The sequence below is a fragment of the Tsukamurella sp. PLM1 genome (assembly GCF_023168325.1).
Taxonomy (GTDB): domain Bacteria; phylum Actinomycetota; class Actinomycetes; order Mycobacteriales; family Mycobacteriaceae; genus Tsukamurella.
Genome location: NZ_AP025688.1, coordinates 930,371 through 953,604 on the forward strand (window position 1 = coordinate 930,371; position 23,234 = coordinate 953,604).

A 23,234-nucleotide genomic window follows, 5' to 3' on the forward strand; every position below is an offset into this window, starting at 1 on the left:
GGGTGTTCCGGCCCTACCGCGAGTGCCGCGCTAGTTGGGTAGCACGGGGGCAGTACGGGCACGGCTAACGGGCGAGCGAAGGAGCTCGACAAGTCGCTTACCTGCGGATATCTGGTGCCCCCAGTCGGACTCGAACCGACACTTGGCGGATTTTAAGTCCGCTGCCTCTGCCAATTGGGCTATGGGGGCGCGGGCTGAAGCGTAACGCGGCCAGGCGTCGCCCGGGGGAGCCGGCTGTGGGCGGGGATGCGGCCTCTGGTGCGGGAGAGTTGGCTCTCGGTGGGGGAGGCGGCTACGCGTGGGGCGGCGCACCGTCGGACCTGTCAACGTGTGTTGACAGCGCGACGGTGTCAACGTAGATTGACGGGTGTGAGCTCACCACCCACTCTCGTCGGATCGGCGGTATCGGAGGACCCTGCGGAGGGGCTCCGGGCCGTCGTCGCACTGCGGAAGCTGGCCGACCAACTCGAGGCCGTCCAGGTGGCCAACGCCCGGAACCTCGGCTGGTCCTGGCAGGACATCGCGGAACACCTCGTGGTCAGTCGTCAAGCGGTGCACAAGAAGTACGGCAAGTAAGCCGGGAACAGGACTGCTGTGTTCGAACGGTTCACCAAGAGCGCCCGCGTCGCGGTCGTGCTCGCTCAGGAGGAGGCGCGCGAGAACGGCGCCGACAGGATCACCCCCACCCATCTGCTGCTCGGGGTGCTCGGCACCGTCGACGGTCCGCTGCAGCATGAGCTGGCCGGCGTGGGCCTCACGCCGGATGTGGTGCGCGCGTCCGCCGCCGGCCGCGTGCTCACCGACAGCGACGCCGAAGCCCTGCGCGGCATCGGCATCGACGTCGGGGCCGTCGCGGACGCGATCGAGAAGCGCTTCGGCTTCGACATCCTGCGGCCCATCCGCAAGAAGTTCCGCGCGGGACACATCCCCTTCGACCCCGCGTCGAAGAAGACGCTGCAGCTGGCCCTGCGGGAGGCCGCGCACCGCAAGGACCGGAACATCGACGGTGCCCACGTGCTCCTCGGGGTGCTGCGCGCCGATGACGCCGCATCCCTGGCGGCGGTGGAATCCGTCATCCCACGCGACGAGCTGCGGCAACGGCTCTACGCTCTGTTGGACAGGCCCGCGGCGTAACCGTTTCTGCGCCGCCGTCCGGTCTTGGTTAAGCTGTTCGTAAAGAGCGTGCCGGAAGTGGGAACTCCCGGGTCTCCGCGTTCGTTGAATAGCTAGTAGGTGCACGACCTCAGGAAAGGACCCAACGGTGCGCGAGAGCAGCAACCCGATCTTCCGCGGGCTGTCCAAGGAGAACCGCCAGGCCGGCGCGCCTGCGGGCTTCCCACAGCAGCAGGGATACGGACAGCAGGGCTTCAACCAGGCGACCAACTTCGGTATGGGCGCTGCCGGCGCTGCGCAGGGCTTCAACCAGTTCCAGCAGTACCAGCAGCCGCCGCAGGCCCCGTACCAGCAGGGTGCGGGCACGCGGTCCATGACCATCGACGACGTGGTGACCAAGACCGCGTCCACCCTCGGCGTGCTGATCGTGTTCGCGATCGCCGCCTTCTTCCTCGCCGACTCGAATCCGGGGCTGGCTGCGCCGCTCGCGATCGTCGGCGCGATCGGCGGCCTGGTGCTGGTGCTCGTCGCCAGCTTCGGCCGCAAGCAGGACAACCCGGCCATCGTGCTGTCGTACGCGGCTCTCGAGGGGCTGTTCGTCGGTGCGATCTCGTTCGTGTTCTCGTTCACCGTCCAGGGCGTCAGCGCCGGCGTTCTGATCAGCCAGGCGGTGCTCGGCACCGTCGGCGTGTTCATCGGCATGCTCGTGGTCTACAAGACCGGCGCGATCCGCGTGACCCCGCGCTTCACCCGCATGCTCTTCGGGGCCATGATCGGCGTGCTCGTGCTGGCGCTGGGCAACATGGTGATCGGCCTGTTCACCGGTAGCGTCGGCGTCCTCCGCGACGGTGGCCCGATCGCGATCATCTTCTCCTTGGTCTGCATCGCGATCGCGGCGTTCAGCTTCCTGCTGGACTTCGACCAGGCGGACCAGCTGATCCGGGCCGGTGCACCGTCGAAGGCGGCGTGGGGCGTGGCCCTGGGACTGACCGTGACCCTGGTCTGGCTGTACGTCGAGATCCTGCGCCTGCTGAGCTACTTCTACAGCAGCGACTAGTAGGTACGCACACGTTCGCCCCGCAGCTCCGGCTGCGGGGCGTTCGTCGTCCCGGGCCGCTCACCCGCGCCGCAGGGCGCGGGTGAGCCGGGTGGTCAGGCCGTTCGCGTCGGCGGCCTCGGAGACCTCGGGCGGCGAGGGCAGCGGGCCGTGCCACTCGCCGAGCGCGGCGAGGACCTCGGGCAGCAGCAGTTTCGCCGCCAGCTCGTACCCCGCCGCCGACGGGTGGAAGTTGTCCGGCGAGAACATCCGCTCCGGCGCCTCGAGGAACTCGGGCGTCAGGGTGTCGGCGAACGGCACCGGATGCCCGCCCGCGGCGCGCACGTGCGCCCGCTGCCGCGCCGCTAGCTGCAGCCCGTACCGCCGGATCACCGACCGCAGGGGTTGGGGGATCGCCTGCACCACCCCGATGTCCGGGCAGGTGCCCACGACCACCTCGGCGCCCGCGCCGCGCAACTGCGCGACCGCCGCGCCGAGCCGCCGTGCGGAGGACTCGATGCCGTTGAGCGCCGTCACGTCGTTGGCGCCCACGATGATGACCGCCACGTCGGGGACCTGCTTCGCGATGAACGCCGCCTCGATCTGCCCCGCGAGCCCTTCGACGTGGCGCCCACGATCGCCTTCACCGCGAGCCGCACGGTGCGGCCGGTCTCGGCCACGAGCCCGCGCGCGAGCAGCACGCCGGGGGTGTGCTCGGCATCGTCGACCCCGAGGCCGGCGGCCGTCGAATCTCCGAACACCATGAGGCTCACGTCGGCGGAGACGTGCGGCCCGGGCCGCTCCACCTGCGCCCGGCCGGGCGCGTAGATCCCGTCCTTCGACGGTGCCTTATCGGTGCGGTGGGGAATGACGGTGCGCGCGGTGCGCGCCTGTTTCGTCAGGAGTGCGTACGCGCCCCAGGTGGCGCCAGCGCCCCCGACCGCGGCGGCCGAGGTGTACAGGGCGTCGCGCGTGAGCCGGCTTCGGGAGTACCCCATGACCCCAATCTAGACGTGCGGTCATGGACCGGGCGTGAGGCGTACCGGGCACTTCTGGGACCATGGACGCATGCGTATCGCAGGACACGTCAGCGAGTTGATCGGCGACACCCCACTGGTGCGACTGAACTCCGTGGTGAAGCCCGATCCGGCCTGGTCGCGGCCAAGATCGAGTACCTCAACCCCGGCGGGTCCAGCAAGGACCGGATCGCGGTGAAGATGATCGACGCCGCCGAGGCGTCGGGCGAGCTGAAGCCCGGCGGCACCATCGTCGAGCCCACCTCCGGCAACACGGGCGTCGGGCTCGCGATCGTCGCGCAGCAGCGCGGTTACAAGTGCGTGTTCGTCTGCCCGGACAAGGTCAGCGAGGACAAGCGCAACGTGCTCAAGGCGTACGGCGCCGAGGTGGTCGTGTGCCCGACGGCCGTCCCGCCGGAGCACCCGGACTCGTACTACAACGTCTCGGACCGGCTCACCCGCGAGATCCCCGGCGCGTGGAAGCCGAACCAGTACTCCAACCCCAACGGCCCGGCGTCGCACTACGAGACCACCGGCCCCGAGATCTGGCGCGACACCGAGGGCAAGGTCACCCACTTCGTGGCGGGCGTGGGCACCGGCGGCACCATCACGGGCACCGGCCGGTACCTCAAGGAGGTCTCGGGCGGCGCGGTCAAGGTGGTCGGCGCCGATCCCGAGGGCTCGGTCTACTCGGGCGGCACGGGCCGCCCGTACCTCGTCGAGGGCGTGGGCGAGGACTTCTGGCCGACCGCGTACGACCCCGACGTCCCCGACGAGATCATCGCGGTCTCGGACGCAGACTCCTTCGAGATGACGCGGCGCCTCGCGCGCGAGGAGGGGCTGCTGGTGGGCGGCTCGTGCGGCATGGCGGTCGTCGCCGCGCTGCACGTCGCCGAGCGCGATCCGGATGCCGTCGTCGTCGTGCTCCTGCCCGACGGTGGCCGCGGCTACCTGTCGAAGATCTTCAACGACAAGTGGATGAGCAGCTACGGCTTCCTGCGCGCGCCGCTCGACCCGAACGAGCGGGAGGCCCTCGTCGGCGACATCTTGCGCGGTAAGAAGGGCGAGCTGCCCGACCTCGTGCACACGCACCCGTCGGAGACCATCCGCGACGCGATCGAGATCCTCGCCGAGTACAACGTCTCGCAGATGCCGGTGGTGGGCGCCGAGCCGCCGATCATGGCGGGCGAGGTCGCGGGCGCGGTCACCGAGCGCGAACTGCTCTCGGCCGTGTTCGAGGGCCGCGCCGAGCTCGCCGACCCGGTGAGCAAGCACATGGGGCCGGCGTTCCCGCTGATCGGTTCGGGCGAGCCGATCTCGGCCGCCAACAAGGCGCTCAGCGATTCCGACGCCCTGATGGTGATCGATGACGGCAAGCCCGTCGGCGTGATCACCCGGCACGACGTGCTGGGCTTCCTCTCCCACGGCAAGTAAAGAAAGGCTCCGACGATGAGCGAGCAGAAGAGCGCTGTCGACAAGCACGCCGCCCAGGGTTTCTCGACCCGCGCGATCCACGCCGGCTACGAGCCCGACCCGCTGACCGGCGCCGTCAACGTGCCGATCTACGCCAGCTCCACCTTCGCGCAGGACGGCGTCGGCGGCATGCGCGGCGGCTTCGAGTACGCCCGCACCGGCAACCCGACCCGGCGCGCGTACGAGGCCAACCTCGCCGCGATCGAGGACGGCACGTTCGGCCGCGGCTTCGCCTCCGGCATGGCCGCCACCGACACCCTGCTGCGCGCCACCCTGCGCCCGGGCGATCACCTCGTGATCCCCGACGACGCCTACGGCGGCACCTTCCGCCTCATCGACAAGGTGTTCGCGCAGTGGGGGATCGAGCACACGCCGGCCGCCGTCAACGACGTCGACGCCGTCCGCGCCGCCCTCCGCCCCAACACCAAGCTGGTATGGATCGAGACCCCGACCAACCCGCTGCTCAACATCGGCGACATCGAGGCGCTCGCCGAGGTGGCGCACGCCGGCGGCGCGAAGCTGGTGGTGGACAACACCTTCGCCAGCCCCTACCTGCAGACACCGCTCACTCTCGGCGCCGACGTGGTGCTGCACTCCGTGACCAAGTACCTGGGTGGGCATTCGGACACCGTCGGCGGGGCGCTGATCACGAACGACGAGCAGCTGGACACTGACTTCGCGTTCCTGCAGAACGGCGCGGGCGCGGTCCCCGGCCCGTTCGACGTGTACCTCGCGCTGCGCGGCATCAAGACCCTCGGCGTGCGGATGGACCGGCACTGCGACAACGCGGAGCGGATCGTCGAGTTCCTCGCCGGCCGCCCCGAGGTGTCGACGGTGCTGTACCCGGGCCTCGAGGACCACCCGAACCACGCGGTGGCCGCGAAGCAGATGAAGCGCTTCGGCGGCATGATCTCCGTGCGCCTCGCCGGCGGCCGCGAGGCTGCGCAGCGCTTCTGCGCCCGGACCGAGATCTTCACCCTCGCGGAGTCTTTGGGCGGCATCGAGTCGCTCATCGAGCACCCGGCCGCGATGACCCACGCCTCCACCGCCGGCTCGCAGCTCGAGGTCCCCGAGGACCTGGTCCGCCTGTCGGTGGGCATCGAGGACATCGGCGACCTGATCGCCGACCTGGAGAACGCGTTCGGCTGACCCGCCGGAGCGCGGGCGCCCCGGGTCGACTCCGGACCCGGTGGCGAACACGTGGCGTCGAATGGGGGATTCGGCGTCGCGCGGGGGACGTTCGGCCCCCTCACCTACGTCCGGCGTTCGATCGGGGAGCGAACGCCGGACCCGCGGATCGGTGCGGCGCGGGGGACGACATCGCCGCGCCCGCGGCGCTCGTCCGGGACGCGGCCATCCCCGCCTTGTGTGCGCCCACGTGCGCCCGCGTGCGTGCGTGCAATCGCGCCGGGCTGGAGTAACGACTCGGTCACCTTCCACTCGCCCGACTTTCGATTTGGGATTGTTGGGACTAATGTGGCGTCTGTTGTAGAAGATGACGCAAGTGGCTGGAGAGAGTTCTTGAGGCCCAATCAGAGCCGAAAGGTCCGCAACTACGCGGTGGCGGGGAGCGCGCTGGTGATCGCCGCTGCCGTCGCCGTCGGCTGTGGCGTGACCGGCACCGACACGAACCGCGCCGGGTCGAGCCTCACGTTCGACCCGCTCCCGTCGTCGGCGCCGTCGGGCGCCTCCGCCGCGCCCGGGTCCGGCGTCAACCCGGGGGCGCTGCCGCCCGGGCAGACGACCGTTGCGCCCGCCCCGCCGGCTCCCGCCACCATGACCGTCGTCGTCCCGCCGCCTGCCGCGGCGTCGAAGCCGCAGGCGCCCGCGCCCGTGCCCACCGCGCAGGCCGCGGCGCCAAGCCGGACTCTGCGAACAACGCGAACAGGGGGAGCGGCGCACCGTCGGGCCAGGGCGACGGTGCCCGACCACCCCGGCCCCGCCGAGCACCGAGGCGAAGCCGGTGGCGAAGCCCGTGTACCTCGCGGACGGCACCGTCGACTGCGCGAAGAGTAAGTGCGTGGCCCTCACGTTCTCGGGCGGTCCCGGGCCGGTGACCAGGCAGTTCCTGCAGACCCTCGAAGCGCACGGCGGCAAGGGCACGTTCTTCGTGACGGGAGCGCAGGTGAGCCTCAACCCCGACATCATGACCGCGATCGCCGGCACGGGCAACGAGGTCGCGAACGGGACCTGGACCCAGCCCGATATGACCACGCTGTCCGAGGCGGACGGGACCGCGCAGCTGCAGCAGACCAACGATGCGATCCGCAGCTCGGTCGGCTCCGCGCCGACGCTGTTCCGGCCGATGGGTGGCCACACGTCACCGTCGGTGGTGGAGGCGGGCAAGCGGCTCGGCCTGACCCAGATCCTGTGGGACCTGGACACCCGCGACTACAACTACCAGGGCGATCCCGACGGCCTGACGCAGGTGCTGATGGGGATGCAGCCCGGCCAGATCGTGATGCTGCACGACACCTTCGTGGCGTCGGCGCAGGCGCTCGAGCGCGCGATGGCCGCGCTGTCGGACAAGGGGTACGCCTTCGTCACCGTCAGCCAGCTGCTCCGCACCCGCGCAGGATAGCCACCGCCGGCGGGGCGCTGCACCGGCGCGAACCCGACCGACGCGAAGCGGGCCGCCCCATTCGAGGGGCGGCCCGCTTCGTACGTGGGTGCAGCGGAGGCTACGAGTGGTAGGGCTCCGCGCTGACCAGCGTGACCTTGACGACCGCACCGCTGGGGATCGTGTACTCGCGCGACTCGCCGATCTTCGCGTCGATCAGCGCCGCGCCCAGCGGGGAGCTGGGGGAGTAGACCTCGAGGCCGCCGTCCTGCGCGCCCTCCTCGCGGGTGGCGATGAGGAAGGTCTCGGTGTCCGACTCGTCGCCGTCGTAATACACCTTCACGACCGAGCCGGGCAGTGCCACACCGGACTGCGTGGGGGCCTCGCCGACCTTCGCGTTGTTCAGCAGCTCCTGCAGCTGGCGGATGCGCGCCTCCTGCTGGCCCTGCTCCTCGCGCGCGGCGTGGTAACCGCCGTTCTCCTTGAGATCGCCCTCTTCGCGACGCTCGTTGATCTCGGCGGCGATGACGGGTCGGTTGGCGATCAACGCGTCCAACTCGTTCTTGAGGCGCTCGTGCGACTCGGGGGTCAGCCACGTCACCTGAGTGTCCGTCATGTCATCCATCCTTCGTCGTTGTCGGCAGGGCCCGCCACGGCGTAGACGCCCCGCAACCGGGCCGGCCCCGGACGGTGCCGGGGCCCGAAATGCAGCAATACACGGCCCCAACGCGGAACCGTGTATCCGCGTATCCTAGCACGGATCCACCCATCATGGTTCGGCTCACATCGCGAGCAGCGCGGCCTGATACGTGGGTTCGCGCCGCTTGAGGAAGGCGCACAGCGCGTAGCTCAGCGGCATGATCACGATCTCGACCAGCGTCTTCCATACGAACCCGAGGATCAGGTAGTTGAGGAACTGGCCGGGGCTGGTGAAACCGAGCGCGGGGGCGGCGATCGAGCAGAAGACCAGGGTGTCGAAGAACTCGCCGACCACGGTGGAGCCCAACAGGCGGGACCACAGGTGCTTCTCGCCCGTCCAGGCCTTCATCCGCACCAGGACCCAGGAGTTCATGAACTCGCCCACGAGGTAGCCCGCGAGGCCGGCGATGAGGAAGCGGGGGACGACGCCGGCGACGGTGCGGAAGGCCTCGTCGTTGGGCCAGCCGGGCGCGGCCGGCAGCGTCGTGGTGATCCAGAAGCACAGCGCCGCCAGCGCGAGGATCGCGAACCCGGTGACGATCACGCGGCGCATGGCGCGGAAACCGTAGACCTCGGAGATGACGTCGCCGAGGACGTAGGCGAGGGGGAAGAGGTAGAAGGCGCCGTCGGTGGCGATGCCGTCGATCTGCAGGCCGAGGATCTCGACGTGCAGCGACGGCGCGAACAGCACGGCCTTGGTGCCGGTGATGTTGCTGATGATCATCACGCCCACGAACAGGCCGACGATCGGGGGGAAGTAGGGGGACGAGACGGTCGCGAAGGCCGGCTTCGGGCGGGAGTGGTCGCGTGGCCGGCGGAGGCGCTGGGAAACGGTGGCGAACGCCGGCCGCGCGCGGACGCGGGCCGGCCGCCCAGACTTCGGGGTGGGGGAGTTGTCAGTGCTCACGCACGGTCAAGATACGCGGGCACGTCGGTTCCGCAACCGAACACGTCGCCCACGGCGGGCGGCTCGGTGGTGCGGACCTCGCTGGTGACCACGACGACGGGGTCCGCGGAGGGCGCCACGTAGAACTCGCGGCGGCCGATCTCGTTGGCGGCCTTGTCCTTGGCGTAGACGATGCAGCTGACCGGCGTGGACGGGTCGGTCCGGGTGACGGTGACCTGCACCTCCACCGTGGAATCCGAGACCACCTGGTAGCCCGCGACGGTGCCGGTGACCGGCTGGCGGGAGAACTTCTGGAACCCGAGCCACGCCAGACCCACGCCGAGAACCACGACCACGACGAGCCCGATGATCCCGATGCGCCGCATCCGGGCGGGATCGCGCTCGTCGGGATAGCGATCGGACGGGCGGGCGGGGGCGGTCGACATGGCTCCATGGAAGCACACCCGATTCGGCGGCCCGTCGGCTGATCGTGGACACTGGACCCCATGACCGGATACCGCCTACTCGCCGTCCACGCGCACCCGGACGACGAGTCGAGCAAGGGCGCCGCCACCATGGCGCGATACGCGGCCGAGGGGAACGACGTGCTGGTGGCGACGTTCACCGGTGGCGAGCGGGGCGACATCCTCAATCCTGCGATGGACGTCGCCGGGGTGAAGGACCGCCTGCCCGAGGTGCGCCGCGAGGAGATGGCCAAGGCCGCAGCGATCCTCGGGGTGGAGCACCGCTGGCTCGGCTACGTGGACTCGGGCCTGCCCGAGGGTGACCCGCTGCCCCCGCTCCCGGAGGGCTGCTTCGCGCTGGAGCCCGTCGAGGGCCCCACGGAGACGCTGGTGCGCCTGATCCGCGAGTTCCGCCCGCACGTGATGATCACGTACGACGAGAACGGCGGCTACCCGCACCCGGACCACATCATGACCCACACCGTCTCGATGGCGGCGTACGAGGCGGCGGCGGACCCGGAGCGGTTCCCCGACGCGGGCGAGCCCTGGCAGATCTCCAAGGTCTATTACAGCCACGGCTTCCTGCGCGGCAAGTTCCAGTCGTTCGCGGACGAGTTCGAGAAGAACGGCCTGGAGAACCCGTACACCGAGTGGCTCGCGCGCTGGAAGGACGAGAAGAACGACATGATGGCCCGCGTGACCACGCAGGTCGAGTGCGGCGAGTACTTCCCGGTGCGCGACGATGCGCTGCGCGCCCACGCCACCCAGATCGACCCGAACGGCCCGTTCTTCGTGGTCCCGATGGAGTGGCAGCAGCGGCTGTGGCCCACCGAGGAGTACGAGCTGGCGAAGACCACGGTGAGCAGCAGGATGCCCGAGAAGGACCTGTTCAGCGGGATCGAGAAGTGATGGGACCACTACTGCAGCTCGCCACCGATGTCGCGATCCTGGCGCAGGACCCGCAGAAGCCCAAGGGGCCCGAGTTCGGCAAGTCGGGCCCGCTCGGCCTCGCCGTGATCGTCGCGCTTCTTGCCGTGACCTTCTTCCTGATCCGTTCGATGAACAAGCACGTCAAGAACCTCCCCGAGTCCTTCGACGACGAGGCGCCCGGCGAGGGTGACGAGGCCGGCGGCACCGACCGCGACGGGATCGACCCGGCGCTGCGGCCGGGCGGCGCACCGTCGGGCGAGGCCGACGGTGCCCGGGGCGATCGGCCCGGGGGCGACGGGCCCCGGTAGGACCTCACAGCGACCTCCCAGGCCCACGGCCGGGCCCACCCAGTTCCGCCCGCGAGGGTGGCGTCCGTGAAGTCATGGCCGCACGGCGCTGCGCCGTGACCGTACTGCTCGCCGGCCCGGCGCTGCTGTACCGCTGGAACCTCTCGATCAGCGGCTCCGATCCCGCGCAGACCCTCGCGCAGTTCCAGCAGTGCGTCGAGGACGGGAAGATCGCGTACTACGTTGCCTTCGGCGGCTTCGGACCGCGCGGCGGGACGTCCGAGATCCAGGGCTGGGTGGAGAAGAAACTCACCGCGACGACGGTCGGGAGCGCGACGGTCCACAAGCTGGCGGGCTAGCCCGACATGTCGATTCTCCTGACGGATCCCGTTGATATGTTAAAATAATCGTGAAACCTTAACGCTTTGCGTGGACCTGTTCAAGGATGCGCAGTTCCTGTCACTTCTGTTCGAGCAGCCGTATTGCCGGATCAACAGTGTTGTTGAGAGGTGCGGGGTTTCGCGTCAGACAGCATCGACGTGGCTGCACGCGCTCGTCGAAGCCGGGCTCCTGAGCGACGTCAAGTCAGGACGCGAACTGCTCTTCGTCAATCACGACTTCCTGGCTGTGCTGACGCGCCCCGAGTGAACATCACGAACGGCGCCTGCTCGATGCGCCAGTAGGGGTTCTGACCCGCGCGTACGGGGCGGTCTTGACCGCGCGGTCCGAAACGCAGCGCGCATTCGGGCACCGAGGCGGGGCGGGCCCAGACTGGCCGCCCCAACCCGATCGGCCCCGGCGCGGGCGGCACCCCGTCGGGCTAGCCGACGGCGGTGCCCTCCAGCTCGACCTTCTGGCCCGGAATCGCCAGCCGGGTCACGCCGAGCATCGTGGTGGTGGGGGCGACGCCTGCGGCGCCGAGCCGCGCTGCGAGGACGCCGTAGTGCGGGAACAGCTCGTCCACGTCCGTGGTGTAGACATTCAGACGGACGAGATTCGCCAGCGACATCCCCGCCGCGTCGAGCACGGCCTCGAGGTTGTCGACAGCGAGCGCGAGCTGGGCCGCGACGTCGCCGTCGTGCTCCGGCCGGCCGTCGGTGCCCGTCGCGGTCTGCCCGGACACGTACAGGGTCCGGGTGTGCCCGGTGACCAGTTCGCCCTGGTTGAAGCCGAGCTCCTGGGACCAGGTCACTGGGTTCACTGCGGTGCGTTCCATCGTCGTCTCCGTTCGTCGAGCGGGCGTCCGGTGGTCCCGTGACCACCTGTCGACACCCGCATGACCAGGCTCGCAGCGAATCACGTCACCCTATGTCGTGATTTTCGGCGACAATCGACACATGCGCGCCGATCGGCTGGTCTCGCTGGTGCTCCTCCTGCGCCGGCGCGGTCGGATGACGGCCGACGAGCTGGCCGCGGAGTTGGAGGTGTCGCCGCGCACGGTGCAGCGCGACATCGACGCGCTCTCGACCGCGGGCGTCCCCGTCTACGCCGACCGCGGCCGGCGCGGCGGCTACTCCCTCCTTCCGGGCTTCCGCACCGAGCTGACGGGCCTGAGCCACGACGAGGCCCTCGCGCTGCTCACCGCCGGATCGGGCCCCGGCCGGAAGGTCTTCGGCCTCAGCGCCGCCCTCGCCTCCGCCATGCGCAAGGTCGTCGACGCTCTGCCCGAGGGGAACCGAGTGAACCTGGACCGGGCCGCCGCGCGGTTCCTGGTCGAGCCCGAGATCGACCTGCTGTCCCGGCGGACCGGCGCCGAGGCCGTCGATCCGCAGGTGATGGGTGAGGTCCGCCGCGCCGTGCTCGCGGGGCGGGTGCTCCGGTTCGAGTACGCCGCGCCGGAGAAGGAGCCGCGGTGGCACACCGTCGACCCGATCGGCCTCGTCACTGTGCGCGACCGCACGTACCTGCTCGCTGCGAAGGCAGGCGCCGACCGCACTTACCGGTTGTCGCGGATGCTCGTGGCCGAGGTGCTCGCGGACGTCGCGCAGCGCCCGGCGCAGGTCGACCTCGACCGCATCTGGGCGGAGCGCAGCGCGCAGTTCCTCGCGGAGAACCACCTCGCGGTCGCGGTCCGTGTCGAGGCGGCGCGGCGCGACGAACTGCTCAACCACGCGCGTGCCGTGCGCGCCGAGGTCACCGAGCCCGACGGGCGGGTCCGCCTCGACGTCTCCTTCGAGGACCTGCGCCATGCGGTCTGGGCCCTCTGGCAGCTCGACACCGCCGCTGAGGCGCTCGCCCCCGAGGAGTTGCGGGCCGCCCTGCGTGCTCGAGCGGAGGTCCTCGCGGACCGGTACCGGGGCACCTGACGATCAGGGCCCGTGGTCGCGGACGTCCGTCCCCTGCTCGGCGAAGGCCTTGAAGTCCTCCATGTGCTGCAGCTGCTGTTCGCGGAGGACCCCGGGCATCAGGAGCGCCATGAGACGCATCAGCGGATTGCGGAAGCGGTACTCGTTCTCGCTCTCCCACCGCGTCCGGTCCGGGCCGGCCGCCGAGAGCCGCTCGCGCGCGGCGTTCCACATGCCCGCGCCCTCGATCTCGCGCTCGAACCGCACGACGGTGCCGGGCGCGATCACCTGCAGGTCCGCCGGCTCGCGGCGGGTGACGGTCTCGGTGAGCTCCATCGTCTGCTTCCCCGACCGGAGAACGACGCGCGAGACGGTGCCGAGTTCTCCGTGCTTCCCGCTCACCGGCTCGTGGACCTCCATGCCCCGCAGCCACATCGGCAGGTGCGCGGGGTCGGAGAGCAGCAGCGCGACGCGCTCGAGAGGCAGCGCGATCTCGATGGACGTCGTGCACTTCACCGCGCGCCCCGGCTGCGTCGTCGGCCCTGCGGTAGCGCAGGGCGACGGTGCCGTTGCGCAGCGACTCCGACGAAACCAGCTCGACGCGCCGGTGGCCGGGCAGCCCCGCGCGTACAGCGTGGGGCCATGGCCGGCGATGACGGGGTGGAGGAGGAACAGGTACTCGTCGATCAGGTCCAGTCGGTCCAGCTCGGTGGCGAGCGCCTCACTGCCGACGAGCACCCCTGCCGGGTACTGATTCGTCAGGTCCCGCACCGCCGCGGCGAGGTCGCCGGTGAGGTGATGGCTGTTCGTCCACGGGAACTCGCTCCGCGTGGTGGAGGCGACGTACTTCGGCTTGGTCTCCAGCTTCTCCGCCCACGTGCGGATCGCCGGCGGCGCCTCGACCTCGCCGCGGGCGACGAGCGGCCAGTAGCTCGCCATCATCTCGTAGGTCGTGCGGCCCCACAGCATGGCGCCGTTGGCGTCCATCAGGCGCGTGAACAGGGCGTGGGTCTCGTCGTCGGCGATGCCGGCCTCGTGGTCGATGCACCCGTCCAGGGGCACGTTGAGGCTGAACGTCACTTTGCCCATGCGGCTGTCCCTCGTGTCGGCGGCGACGCCGATGTGTACGGCGTGCACATCGACGCTACGGTGCGGTGGATTCCCGCGTCAAGACGCGCGTCGGTGCCCGCGCCGCTGTACTGAGGCAGGATGGGGACATGAACCGTCTCGGCGCGTCCACCAGCCCCTACCTGCGCCAGCACGCGGACAACCCGGTGCACTGGCAGGAGTGGAGCGAGGCCGCGCTGGCGGAGGCGGCCGAGCGCGACGTGCCGATCCTGCTGTCCATCGGCTACGCCGCGTGCCACTGGTGCCATGTCATGGCGCACGAGTCCTTCGAGGACGAGGCAATCGCGGCGCAGATGAACGCCGGCTTCGTCTGCATCAAGGTCGACCGCGAGGAGCGCCCCGACCTCGACGCGATCTACATGAACGCCACCGTGGCCATGACCGGGCAGGGCGGCTGGCCCATGACCTGCTTCCTCACCTCGTCCGGCGAACCCTTCTACTGCGGAACCTACTACCCGCCCGAGCCGCGGGGCGGGCAGGCGAGCTTCCCACAGCTCCTCGAGGCCATCACGGACACCTGGCGCGAGCGCCGCGGGGATGTCACCCGCGTTGCGGGGCAGGTGGTCGCGCACCTGCGCCAGGCCTCCGCCGGCCTGCCCGACGGTGCCGCCCCCTCCACCGAGGACCTGGCCGGGGCGGTGCGCGCGATCTGCGCCGACGAGGACCCGTCGGGCGGCTTCGGCCGCGCGCCGAAGTTCCCTCCGTCGGCCACCGTCGAAGCCCTGCTGCGGCACCACGAGCGCACCGGCGACGCGGCCTCGTACGGCGTGGCCTTCCGGTGCGCGGAGGCGATGGCCCGCGGGGGCGTGTACGACCAGTTGGGCGGCGGCTTCGCCCGCTACGCGGTGGACGCCGACTGGGTGGTGCCGCACTTCGAGAAGATGTTGTACGACAACGCCCTTCTGCTCCGCTTCTACGCCCACCTGGGCCGGCGCACCGGCTCGCCGCTGGCGCTGCGAGTGGCCGACGAGACCGCGGACTTCCTGATCCGCGACCTCGGCGTCGCCGGCGGCGGTCTCGCGTCCTCGCTCGATGCGGACACCGTCGTCGATGGGCACGGCGTCGAGGGCGCCACCTACGTTTGGACACCCGCGCAACTCGTCGACGTGCTCGGCGAGGCCGACGGTGCCTGGGCCGCCGAGGTTTTCGCGGTGACGGAGCGCGGCACCTTCGAGCACGGCACGTCGACGCTGCAGATGCGGGGCGAGCCCGATCCGGTTCGACTGGCGGACGTGCGGCGAAAACTGTTCGAGGTGAGGGCCGCCCGGCCGCAGCCCGGCCGCGACGACAAGGTGGTCACCGCCTGGAACGGGCTCGCGATCACCGCGCTCGCGGAGGCGGGCCGGGTAGGTGCCGCGGAGGACGTCGCCCGGTTCGTGCTCGAGAACCATTGGGACGGTGAGCGGCTGCGCCGGAGTTCGCTGGGTGGTGCCGTCGGCGAGGCCGACGGCATGCTCGAGGACTACGCGGCGCTCGTCACGGGCCTGCTGGCGCTCGTGCAGCGATCGGACCGATCCGATTGGGCCGCTTCTGCGGCCGCGATCCTCGACGCCGCGATCACCCGCTTCGCGGATACCGCGGCGGACGGAAGTTGGTACGACGCACCGTCGGACGGCGAACCGCTCCTGACCCGCCCGCGCGACCCCGCGGACGGCGCGACCCTGCCGGAGCCAGCCTGATCGCCGAGGCCCTGTCCTACGCTGAGGCGCTGCTCGGTGAGCGATACGCGGCGCTCGCCGCGGCCACCCGGGCGCGGTCGGGCGAGCTGATCCGGAAGGTCCCCGCGGCGCGGGACACCACCTGGCCGTCGCGGAACAGGCCGCCGCCGGGCTGCAGATCGCCGTCGCCGACGGTGCCGGCGCTGCGGCCCTGGTGGCCGAAGCGCGGCGGCTCGCGCCGGGCGGCGCCGTCGTCGTGACCGGTGAGAAGGACTCCCACCCGCTGCTCGAGGGGCGCGGCCCCGTCGACGGGCGGGCCGCGGCGTACGTGTGCCGCGGCACCGTCTGCTCCCTGCCCGTGACCGACGGTGAGACGCTCGCCACAGAGATCGCGCCATAGGGTGTGCTAACGTCTCTCCCGTGGGTATGAACGCGTATTGGCGCTTTATCGAGGCTCCGGGTGGAGCCGTCGGTGTTGCGCGCATGCGCGGATAACTAGACCGCACGAACCCGGAGCCGAAGGCAGCGAATTCTCGCTGCCTTTTTCTATAGGCACCGGACGTTCCCCACTGGTGCCGCCACCAGGAAGGTTTCTCATGACCATCGAACTCGATACACCGGCGTCGACATCGAATCGTCGGGTCTCGGCGTTCCACGCGATCCCGTCGCCCGCGGAGCTGCGCGACGAGCTGCCGCTCGCGCCCCGTCTGGCCGCCCAGGTCGAGGCCGACCGGGCTGCGATCGCCGACGTGATCGCCGGACGCGACCATCGGCTGCTCGTCGTGGTCGGACCGTGCTCGGTGCACGACCCGGCCGCCGCGATCGACTACGCGCGGCGGCTCAAGCCGATCGCCGATGAGCTCGCCGATCAGTTGCTGATCGTGATGCGCGTGTACTTCGAGAAGCCGCGCACCACCGTCGGGTGGAAGGGCCTGATCAACGATCCCGGCATGGACGAGTCGTACGACGTGCCCCGCGGCCTGCGCACCGCCCGTGAGCTGCTGCTCGACGTCCTGGAGATCGGCCTGCCCGTGGGCTGCGAGTTCCTCGAGCCGACCAGCCCGCAGTACATCGCCGACACGGTGGCCTGGGGCGCGATCGGCGCCCGCACCACCGAGTCGCAGGTGCACCGCCAGCTCGCGTCCGGGCTCTCGATGCCGATCGGCTTCAAGAACGCCACCGACGGCAACGTCTCCGTCGCGATCGACGGGGTGCAGGCCGCCGCGTCCCGGCACGTGTTCTTCGGCACCGACGACGAAGGTGCCGCCGCCGTGGTGGAGACCGTCGGCAACGACAACTGCCACATCATCCTCCGCGGCGGCCGGGGCGGGCCGAACTTCGACTCCGCGTCCGTCGACACCGCCGTGGCCGCGCTGGAGAAGGCCGGCCTGGCTCCGTCGGTGATGGTGGACTGCTCGCACGCCAATTCAGGCAAGGACCACGTCCGGCAGGCCGAGGTCGCGCGGGAGATCGCGGCCCGCCTCGCGGCGGGGAGAAGGGGATCTCCGGCGTGATGCTCGAGTCGTTCCTCGTCGCCGGCGCGCAGCAGCCCGGCCCCGGCCCGCTGGTGTACGGCCAGTCCGTCACCGACAAGTGCATGGACTTCGGCACCACCGACTCCGTGCTGCACGACCTCGCCGTCGCGCTGCGCTGAGGCGGGTGCCGGAACGGTCGACGCGGTTCAGGATTTCGGGTTCTGCCGGGGTACACGTGCGCCGGCCGGCGCAGGTGTGAACACGCTCAACCCGGAATCGTGAGCGGCGCGGCTCGCAGTAGATTCGTGGGCGTGGCGATCACACCGGACACCAAGGATTGGACCTGGGTCATCGAGCGGCCGTGCCCGGCCTGCGGATTCGACCCGTCGACGGTGCGCCGCACGGACGTCGCCGACCGCATCGCGCGATCGGCGTCGGGCTGGGACACCGCGCTGGCCCGGCCCGACGCGGCGGTGCGCCCGGACGAGAACACCTGGTCGGTCCTCGAATACGGCTGCCACGTGCGCGATGTGCACCTGATCATGCGCGAGCGGTTGCAGCTGATGCTCACCCGCGACGGCGCCGCGTTCGCCAACTGGGACCAGGACGCGGCCGCGATCGAGAACGACTACGGTGCACAGGATCCGGAGGTGGTCGCCCAGGAACTCGCGGACGCCGCGCTGACCTTCGCGCAGGCGTACAGCATCGTCGAGGACGGCGACTGGGGACGAACCGGGTTGCGGTCCAATGGCTCCGCGTTCACCATCGAGTCGTTCGCGGTGTACGCCCTGCACGATCTGGAACATCACCGCATCGACGTGGGAATGGAGAACACACATGGCTGAAGTCGCCGTCGTCACCGGAGCGAGCAGCGGGATCGGGGCGGCCACCGCCCGGCACCTGGTGCGTGCGGGCTTCGAGGTGGTGATCGGGGCCCGCCGCGTGGATCGGCTGGAGGCCCTGAAGGCCGACCTTCAGGCCCAGCATCCCGAGCGGATCGTCACCGCACTGCCGCTCGACGTCTCCGACGTCGACTCGGTGAAGGCGTTCACCGACGCGATCGACAAGGTCGACGTGCTGGTGAACAACGCCGGCGGCGCGCTGGGCGTCGACCGCTTCGAGACCGCCGACGAGGCGGACTGGTCGCGCATGTACGACATCAACGTGCTGTCGATCCTGCGGGTCACGCAGGCGCTCCTGCCCAAGCTGCGGGCGTCCCCGGCCGCCACCGTCGTGACCATCGGCTCCGTCGCCTCGTTCGAGGCGTACGAGACCGGCGCCGGATACAACGCCGCGAAGTTCGGCGCCCGCGCCGTGACCCGCGTGCTCCGCCTCGAGCTGAAGGGCGAGCCGATCCGCGTCATAGAGATCGACCCGGGTCTGGTGGAGACCGAGTTCTCGGTGGTCCGGCTCGGCGGCGACAGGGAAGCGGCCGACAAGATCTACGAGGGCGTCGACAACCTCACCGCCGACGACGTCGCCGACGCCGTGACCTGGGCGGTCACCCGCCCGCCGCACGTGAACATCGACCAGATCCACATCATGCCGCGAGATCAGGTCGCCGCGCGCAACGTGCACCGGCGCACCTAACGATCACCGGGATTCGAACGGTTCCGCTGCACCGCGCCGCCTGACAGAGTTTCCTGTTCGTGTGCCCGACCGGGTGCCGGAGAGGACTCCATGGCCGGAGAACCCCGCTGCTGCGGGTCAAGAACGCGGTGATCGAGCCGCTGCCCGAGGTGGTGCGGGCGTGGCTGGTGCGCCTGATCGCCCTCATCGCGTTCGTGGCGGTGTGGTGGCTCGTGAGCGGCCTGCACCTGATCGACGAGAAGTTCCTCCCCACGCCGAGGGCGGTCTGGGACGCCGCGGTGCGCGCGAGCACCTGGCACCAGGTGGCGCCCGGCGTGCCGCGCGAGGTGCTCGGCGAGCAGAACTACTTCCTCTGGGAGCACCTCGTCGCCAGCCTGCAGCGGATCTTCGCGGGCGTCGGCGCCGCGATCGTCATCGGCCCGCTGCTCGGTTTCGCGATGGGCACGTCGAAGACGATCAACACGATCATCGAGCCATACCTGAACTTCCTGCGCGCGCTGCCGCCGCTCGGCTACATCGGGCTGCTCATCGTGTGGTTCGGCATCGGGGACACGTCGAAGATCTGGCTGCTGTTCCTCGCAGCGTTCCCGGCGATCGCCATCTCCACCGTCAACGGCGTGCAGGGCGTCAGCGTCGACCAGATCAACGCCGCCCGCGCGCTCGGCGCGAATCGGCTGCAGACCATCCGCGGCGTGATCGTCCCGGCCACGCTGCCGGAGGTCATCAACGGCATCCGCATCGCCGTCGGGTTCGCCTGGACCACGGTAGTCGCGGCCGAGCTCAACAACGGCATCCCCGGCATCGGCGGCCTCGCCTACCTCGCCGGCCAGCAGCTCAACACGCCGCTGACGATCGCCTGCATCGTGGTCATCGGCATCACCGCGCTGCTGCTCGATTCGCTCATCAAGTGGGTCGGCCTGCTGGCCGTCCCGTGGAAGGGAAAGGCATGAACCGCGCCCGCCTCGCGCTCAAGGCCGCAGCGCTGGTCACCGTCGGCCTCACCCTGTCCGGGTGCATCGTCGAGTCCGGCAGGGCCGAACAGTCCCGCTCGATCGGCGGGAGCACGCCGTGCCCTGTCGAACCGGATCCGACGGTGCGCGGCACCGTCCGGATCGGCTGGCAGGAGATCCCCAACGGGGACCTGGTCGTCAAGGACACGGGCCTGCTGGGGACCTGCCTGCCGAACGTGAACGTGGTCTGGAGCAAGTTCGCCTCAGGGGGCGACGTGATCCAGGCGTTCGGGGCGAACAGCCTCGACGTGGGCCTGCTCGGCAGCGCACCCGCCGCGAAGGCCCTGAGCGCGCCGCTGAACATCGACATGAAGGTGATCTGGATCCAGGACCGGATCGGCGCCGCCGAATCGCTGGTCGCGAAGGACCCGTCCATCAAGACGGTCGCCGATCTCAAGGACAAGCGCATCGCCGTGCCGTTCGCGTCGACCGCGCACTACAGCCTGCTCACCGCGCTCGCCAAGGCCGGCGTCACCGACGCGCAGGTGATCAACCTGGCCCCGGACGCGATCCGCGGCGCCTGGGGCGGCGGCCAGATCGACGCCACGTACATCTGGGAACCCACACTCAGCCAGCTGAAGGGCACCGTGCTCACCGACAGCGCGCAGGTCGCCGAGCAGGGCGCGCCCACCTACGATCTCGAGGGCGCGCGGGCCGATTTCGTGCGGGACAACCCGGCGTTCCTCAGGGTCTGGACCGCGGTGCAGGGCTGGGCGGCGAATCTCATCAACACCGATCCGAACAAGGCCGCCGAGCACATCGCCGGCCAGCTGGGTGTGCCGCTCGAGCAGATCCTCACGCAGATAAAGGGGTACGCCTACTTCGACGCGAAGACCCAGGCGGGCCCCGAGTACCTGGGCGGACAGCTGGGCGCCGACATCCGGCGGACCGCCGAGTTCCTGCTCCAGCAGGGGCAGGTCCAGGGCGTCGGGCCGGCGCAGCACTACACCGACGGGGTCTTCTCCGCGGGAACCCCGGGAGGCACGAAATGACCGGCACGGAACGCGTCGAGCTGACGGGCGTCGGCAAGACCTACGACACGGCGAGCGGGCAGACCATCGCCCTGCAGCCCACCGACCTCACCATCGAGCCGGGCGAGTTCGTGTCCATCGTCGGGCCGTCGGGGTGCGGTAAGACCACCCTGCTGCGGCTCGTCGCCGGCTTCGAGGAGCCCACCGAGGGCGTCGTCGAGGTGGGCGGGGCGAGGGTGACGGCACCGTCGGCCGACCGGGGCGTGGTCTTCCAGGCCCCCACCCTGTACCCCTGGCTGACGGTGCGCGGCAACGTCGAGTTCGGGCCCAAGGTCTCGGGCGTCGGTAAGGCCGAGCGGCGCGAGCGGGCGCAGAAGCTGCTCGATCTCGTCGGCCTCGGCGACTTCGGCGACAAGCGGCCGTACGAGCTGTCCGGCGGCATGCAACAGCGGGCGCAGATCGCGCGGGTGCTGGTCAACGATCCCGCGATCGTGCTCATGGACGAGCCGTACGGCGCGCTCGACGCGCTGACCCGCGAGCGGTTGCAGGTGGACCTGCTGAAGATCTGGCGGGAGGCGGGCAAGACCATCGTCTTCATCACCCACGCCGTGGAGGAGGCCGTCTTCCTCAGCACCCGCGTCCTGGTGATGAGCGCCCGCCCCGGCCGCGTGGTGATCGACCGGAAGGTCGAGCTGCCGGGCGACGGTCCCGATGTCGTGCGGGATCCCGCGGTGACCGCAACGCCCGAATTCCAGGCCCTGCGCACGGAGCTGGCCGAGGCGATCTACGCGGCGCACGGCTGAACCTCAGCAGTCCCACAGGACCCGCGGCGTAGTGTTGCCAGCGTGGTGAGTGTCCCCAAACTGCCCGTCTCCCTGCCCACCGGGCAGGCCCGCAAGCTCGTCGGACCCGCGTACGCGTTGTACGAGCGCAGGCTGGTCGGCGAGCTCACGGCGGCGTACCGCAACGGCGCGCAGCGTCCGCGGCACGTCGCGGTGCTCTGCGACGGCAACCGGCGGTGGGCCCGCGCGGCGGGGTTCACGGACGTGAGCCACGGCTACCGCATGGGCGCGAAGAAGATCGCGGAGATGCTGGAGTGGTGCGACGAGGCGGGCGTCGAGCTCGCCACGATCTATCTGCTGTCCACGGAGAACCTGCGGCGCGATCCCGACGAACTGTCGGCGCTGCTGGAGATCATCACGGACGTCGTCGAGGAGATCTCCGGGCCGGACAAGAACTGGTCCGTGAAGATCGTGGGCGCGATGGACCTGCTGCCGGCCGACGCGGCCCGGCGCCTCACGGCGGCCGCCGAGGGCACCGAGGGGCGCACCGGCACCCACGTGAACGTGGCGGTCGGTTACGGCGGGCGCAAGGAGATCGTGGACGCGGTGCAGTCGCTCCTGCGCGATCGTCTGGACGAGGGACTGTCCGGGCGGGAACTGGTGGACGCGGTCACCGTCGAGGGGATCGATCAGCACCTCTACACCAAAGGTCAGCCCGACCCCGACCTGGTGATCCGCACGTCGGGGGAGCAGCGACTCTCCGGGTTCCTGCTGTGGCAGAGCGCGTACAGCGAGATCTGGTTCACCGAGGCCTACTGGCCCGAGTTCCGGCGCGTCGACTTCCTGCGCGCGCTGCGCGACTACGCCGCTCGGCACCGTCGGTTCGGGGCCTGAGCGCCGCGCGGTCCCGACGGTCCGCCCCGCTCCGTCAGAGCTTGCGCAGCCGCACGCGGTTGATGGAGTGGTCGGAGTCCTTGCGCAGCACCAGCGTCGCGCGGGGGCGGGTGGGCAGGATGTTCTGCACCAGGTTCGGGCGGTTGATGCCGGCCCAGATGCCCTCGGCGCGATCGCGGGCCTCGGTGTCGGAGAGGCCTGCGTAGTGGTGGAAGTGCGACAAGGGGTCCGCGAACGAGGTGGTCCGCATCGAGAGGAACCGGTCGACGTACCAGCGCTCGATGTCCTCGATCCGCGCGTCCACGTACACGGAGAAGTCGAACAGGTCCGAGACCATCAGGCGCGGCCCCGTCTGCAGCACGTTGAGCCCCTCGACGATGAGGATGTCGGGCCGGCGCACGTGGATGAACTCCCCGGGCACGATGTCGTAGAGCTGGTGCGAGTACATCGGCGCGGTCGCGTCCTCGGCGCCCGACTTCACCGCGGTCACGAAGCGCAGCAGCGCCCGCCGGTCGTACGACTCGGGGAATCCCTTGCGGTGCATGATGCCGCGCCGCTCCAGCTCGGCCGTCGGGTGCAGGAACCCGTCGGTGGTCACCAGGTCCACCCGCGGATGCGAGTCCCACCGCGCCAGCAGGGCCTGCAGCACACGCGCGGTCGTCGACTTGCCGACCGCGACCGAACCGGCGACGCCGATGACGAACGGCACCTGCGCATCGTGCCGCTGCTCGCCGAGGAACGTCGCGGTCGCGGCGTAGAGCCGCTGCCGCGCGGCCACCTGCAGGTGGATCAGTCGCGAGACGGGGAGGTAGACCTCGGCCACCTCGGCCAGGTCGATCTGCTCGCCGAGGCCGCGCAGCGAGGACAGGTCCTCCTCGGTCAGCGAGAGTGGTGTCGACTGCCGGAGCTCGCGCCACTGCGCGCGGTCGAGCTCGATGTACGGGCTCGGTTCGCTCACGCGCACACTCCGCACCGCG

General features: G+C 70.5%; 24 protein-coding genes, 1 tRNA gene and 4 pseudogenes. 19 read left to right on the forward strand and 10 right to left on the reverse strand.

The genetic code is table 11. The features are described from left to right. Positions 1-112: 112 nt before the first annotated feature. Positions 113-189, reverse strand: a tRNA-Leu gene (locus tag MTP03_RS04960). Positions 190-369: 180 nt separating this feature from the next. Between MTP03_RS04960 and MTP03_RS04965 the strand changes: the two genes are divergently transcribed. The 3 genes from MTP03_RS04965 to MTP03_RS04975 all read left to right on the forward strand — a co-directional run bounded on the left by MTP03_RS04965 (position 370) and on the right by MTP03_RS04975 (position 2,170). Further along, on the forward strand, positions 370-576 hold the full coding sequence (locus MTP03_RS04965; protein ID WP_248490970.1) for an RNA polymerase subunit sigma-70: 207 nt from the start codon (positions 370-372) through the stop codon (positions 574-576). Positions 577-594: 18 nt separating this feature from the next. Beyond that, a complete protein-coding gene (locus tag MTP03_RS04970) occupies positions 595-1,134 on the forward strand; it encodes a Clp protease N-terminal domain-containing protein (protein ID WP_248490971.1) in 540 nt (179 codons plus the stop codon). Positions 1,135-1,261: 127 nt separating this feature from the next. Beyond that, entirely contained in the window at positions 1,262-2,170 is a 909-nt protein-coding gene (locus MTP03_RS04975; RefSeq protein ID WP_248490972.1) for a Bax inhibitor-1/YccA family protein, read from the forward strand. A 60-nt stretch (positions 2,171-2,230) separates the two neighbouring features. On the opposite strand, the pseudogene MTP03_RS04980 reads toward MTP03_RS04975, so the two are convergent. Further along, positions 2,231-2,797 (reverse strand): annotated as a pseudogene (locus MTP03_RS04980) (GDSL-type esterase/lipase family protein); the annotation flags it as partial. Then, on the reverse strand, positions 2,683-3,147 hold the full coding sequence (locus tag MTP03_RS04985) for a hypothetical protein (RefSeq protein WP_248490973.1): 465 nt from the start codon (positions 3,145-3,147) through the stop codon (positions 2,683-2,685). The pseudogene MTP03_RS04980 and the gene MTP03_RS04985, both read right to left, overlap by 115 nt. A gap of 70 nt (positions 3,148-3,217) precedes the next feature. Between MTP03_RS04985 and MTP03_RS04990 the strand changes: the two are divergent. Next, a pseudogene (locus MTP03_RS04990) lies at positions 3,218-4,599 on the forward strand (cystathionine beta-synthase). A gap of 15 nt (positions 4,600-4,614) precedes the next feature. After that, positions 4,615-5,787, forward strand: a complete 1,173-nt coding sequence (locus MTP03_RS04995) for a cystathionine gamma-synthase (protein ID WP_248490974.1) — start codon at positions 4,615-4,617, stop codon at positions 5,785-5,787. Between the two features lie 404 nt (positions 5,788-6,191). Here the strand turns inward: MTP03_RS04995 and MTP03_RS05000 are convergent, their stop codons facing one another. Beyond that, positions 6,192-6,479 carry a hypothetical protein gene (locus MTP03_RS05000; RefSeq protein ID WP_248490975.1) on the reverse strand — a complete coding sequence of 96 codons (288 nt, stop codon included), beginning with the start codon at positions 6,477-6,479 and terminating at the stop codon, positions 6,192-6,194. 122 nt (positions 6,480-6,601) lie between these two features. Here MTP03_RS05000 and MTP03_RS05005 point away from each other — a divergent pair, with 122 nt between their 5' ends. After that, on the forward strand, positions 6,602-7,219 hold the full coding sequence (locus MTP03_RS05005; RefSeq protein ID WP_248490976.1) for a polysaccharide deacetylase family protein: 618 nt from the start codon (positions 6,602-6,604) through the stop codon (positions 7,217-7,219). 100 nt (positions 7,220-7,319) lie between these two features. Here the strand turns inward: MTP03_RS05005 and greA are convergent, their stop codons facing one another. The 3 genes from greA to MTP03_RS05020 all read right to left on the reverse strand — a co-directional run bounded on the left by greA (position 7,320) and on the right by MTP03_RS05020 (position 9,229). Continuing rightward, positions 7,320-7,814, reverse strand: coding sequence for a transcription elongation factor GreA (gene greA, locus MTP03_RS05010; RefSeq protein WP_248490977.1), 495 nt, complete (start codon positions 7,812-7,814; stop codon positions 7,320-7,322). Positions 7,815-7,979: 165 nt separating this feature from the next. Next, positions 7,980-8,804 (reverse strand): queuosine precursor transporter, encoded by an 825-nt coding sequence (locus MTP03_RS05015; RefSeq protein WP_248490978.1) that lies wholly within the window; start codon positions 8,802-8,804, stop codon positions 7,980-7,982. After that, on the reverse strand, positions 8,801-9,229 hold the full coding sequence (locus MTP03_RS05020) for a DUF4307 domain-containing protein (RefSeq protein WP_248490979.1): 429 nt from the start codon (positions 9,227-9,229) through the stop codon (positions 8,801-8,803). Before MTP03_RS05020 ends, MTP03_RS05015 begins: the two co-directional genes overlap by 4 nt. A 60-nt stretch (positions 9,230-9,289) precedes the next feature. Here MTP03_RS05020 and mca point away from each other — a divergent pair, with 60 nt between their 5' ends. The 4 genes from mca to MTP03_RS05040 all read left to right on the forward strand — a co-directional run bounded on the left by mca (position 9,290) and on the right by MTP03_RS05040 (position 11,112). Next, positions 9,290-10,156 (forward strand): mycothiol conjugate amidase Mca, encoded by an 867-nt coding sequence (gene mca / locus MTP03_RS05025; protein ID WP_248490980.1) that lies wholly within the window; start codon positions 9,290-9,292, stop codon positions 10,154-10,156. After that, positions 10,156-10,485, forward strand: a complete 330-nt coding sequence (locus tag MTP03_RS05030; protein WP_248490981.1) for a hypothetical protein — start codon at positions 10,156-10,158, stop codon at positions 10,483-10,485. The genes mca and MTP03_RS05030 overlap by 1 nt, the downstream gene beginning before the upstream one ends. Before the next feature lie 95 nt (positions 10,486-10,580). Next, positions 10,581-10,823, forward strand: coding sequence for a hypothetical protein (locus tag MTP03_RS05035; RefSeq protein ID WP_248490982.1), 243 nt, complete (start codon positions 10,581-10,583; stop codon positions 10,821-10,823). 70 nt (positions 10,824-10,893) lie between these two features. Further along, entirely contained in the window at positions 10,894-11,112 is a 219-nt protein-coding gene (locus tag MTP03_RS05040) for a DeoR family transcriptional regulator (protein ID WP_248490983.1), read from the forward strand. 172 nt (positions 11,113-11,284) lie between these two features. Here MTP03_RS05040 and MTP03_RS05045 read toward each other — a convergent pair whose 3' ends face one another. Then, entirely contained in the window at positions 11,285-11,680 is a 396-nt protein-coding gene (locus tag MTP03_RS05045; protein WP_248490984.1) for a RidA family protein, read from the reverse strand. A 121-nt stretch (positions 11,681-11,801) separates the two neighbouring features. Here MTP03_RS05045 and MTP03_RS05050 point away from each other — a divergent pair, with 121 nt between their 5' ends. After that, positions 11,802-12,770: a YafY family protein gene (locus MTP03_RS05050; RefSeq protein ID WP_248490985.1), complete on the forward strand. Its 969-nt coding sequence runs from the start codon at positions 11,802-11,804 to the stop codon at positions 12,768-12,770. A 3-nt stretch (positions 12,771-12,773) separates the two neighbouring features. On the opposite strand, the gene MTP03_RS23390 is transcribed toward MTP03_RS05050, so the two are convergent. Next, positions 12,774-13,838 carry a dihydrofolate reductase family protein gene (locus tag MTP03_RS23390; protein ID WP_371820890.1) on the reverse strand — a complete coding sequence of 355 codons (1,065 nt, stop codon included), beginning with the start codon at positions 13,836-13,838 and terminating at the stop codon, positions 12,774-12,776. Between the two features lie 128 nt (positions 13,839-13,966). Between MTP03_RS23390 and MTP03_RS05065 the strand changes: the two are divergent. The 8 genes and pseudogenes from MTP03_RS05065 to MTP03_RS05100 all read left to right on the forward strand — a co-directional run bounded on the left by MTP03_RS05065 (position 13,967) and on the right by MTP03_RS05100 (position 22,257). Further along, positions 13,967-15,935 (forward strand): annotated as a pseudogene (locus MTP03_RS05065) (thioredoxin domain-containing protein). A 196-nt stretch (positions 15,936-16,131) separates the two neighbouring features. After that, positions 16,132-17,189 (forward strand): annotated as a pseudogene (locus tag MTP03_RS05070) (3-deoxy-7-phosphoheptulonate synthase). Positions 17,190-17,321: 132 nt separating this feature from the next. Beyond that, positions 17,322-17,855 (forward strand): DinB family protein, encoded by a 534-nt coding sequence (locus tag MTP03_RS05075; RefSeq protein WP_248490986.1) that lies wholly within the window; start codon positions 17,322-17,324, stop codon positions 17,853-17,855. Then, the gene (locus MTP03_RS05080; RefSeq protein WP_248490987.1) at positions 17,848-18,600 is read left to right on the forward strand and encodes an SDR family NAD(P)-dependent oxidoreductase; all 753 of its coding nucleotides are present in this window, start codon (positions 17,848-17,850) and stop codon (positions 18,598-18,600) included. Before MTP03_RS05075 ends, MTP03_RS05080 begins: the two co-directional genes overlap by 8 nt. Positions 18,601-18,728: 128 nt before the next feature. Next, a complete protein-coding gene (locus MTP03_RS05085) occupies positions 18,729-19,550 on the forward strand; it encodes an ABC transporter permease (protein ID WP_248490988.1) in 822 nt (273 codons plus the stop codon). Then, the gene (locus tag MTP03_RS05090) at positions 19,547-20,602 is read left to right on the forward strand and encodes a glycine betaine ABC transporter substrate-binding protein (RefSeq protein ID WP_248490989.1); all 1,056 of its coding nucleotides are present in this window, start codon (positions 19,547-19,549) and stop codon (positions 20,600-20,602) included. The genes MTP03_RS05085 and MTP03_RS05090 overlap by 4 nt, the downstream gene beginning before the upstream one ends. Beyond that, positions 20,599-21,384: an ABC transporter ATP-binding protein gene (locus MTP03_RS05095; RefSeq protein ID WP_248490990.1), complete on the forward strand. Its 786-nt coding sequence runs from the start codon at positions 20,599-20,601 to the stop codon at positions 21,382-21,384. Before MTP03_RS05090 ends, MTP03_RS05095 begins: the two co-directional genes overlap by 4 nt. Before the next feature lie 72 nt (positions 21,385-21,456). Further along, positions 21,457-22,257 (forward strand): isoprenyl transferase, encoded by an 801-nt coding sequence (locus MTP03_RS05100; protein ID WP_248492045.1) that lies wholly within the window; start codon positions 21,457-21,459, stop codon positions 22,255-22,257. Positions 22,258-22,291: 34 nt separating this feature from the next. Here the strand turns inward: MTP03_RS05100 and coaA are convergent, their stop codons facing one another. Next, positions 22,292-23,221 (reverse strand): type I pantothenate kinase, encoded by a 930-nt coding sequence (gene coaA / locus MTP03_RS05105; RefSeq protein WP_248490991.1) that lies wholly within the window; start codon positions 23,219-23,221, stop codon positions 22,292-22,294. Positions 23,222-23,234: the final 13 nt, after the last annotated feature.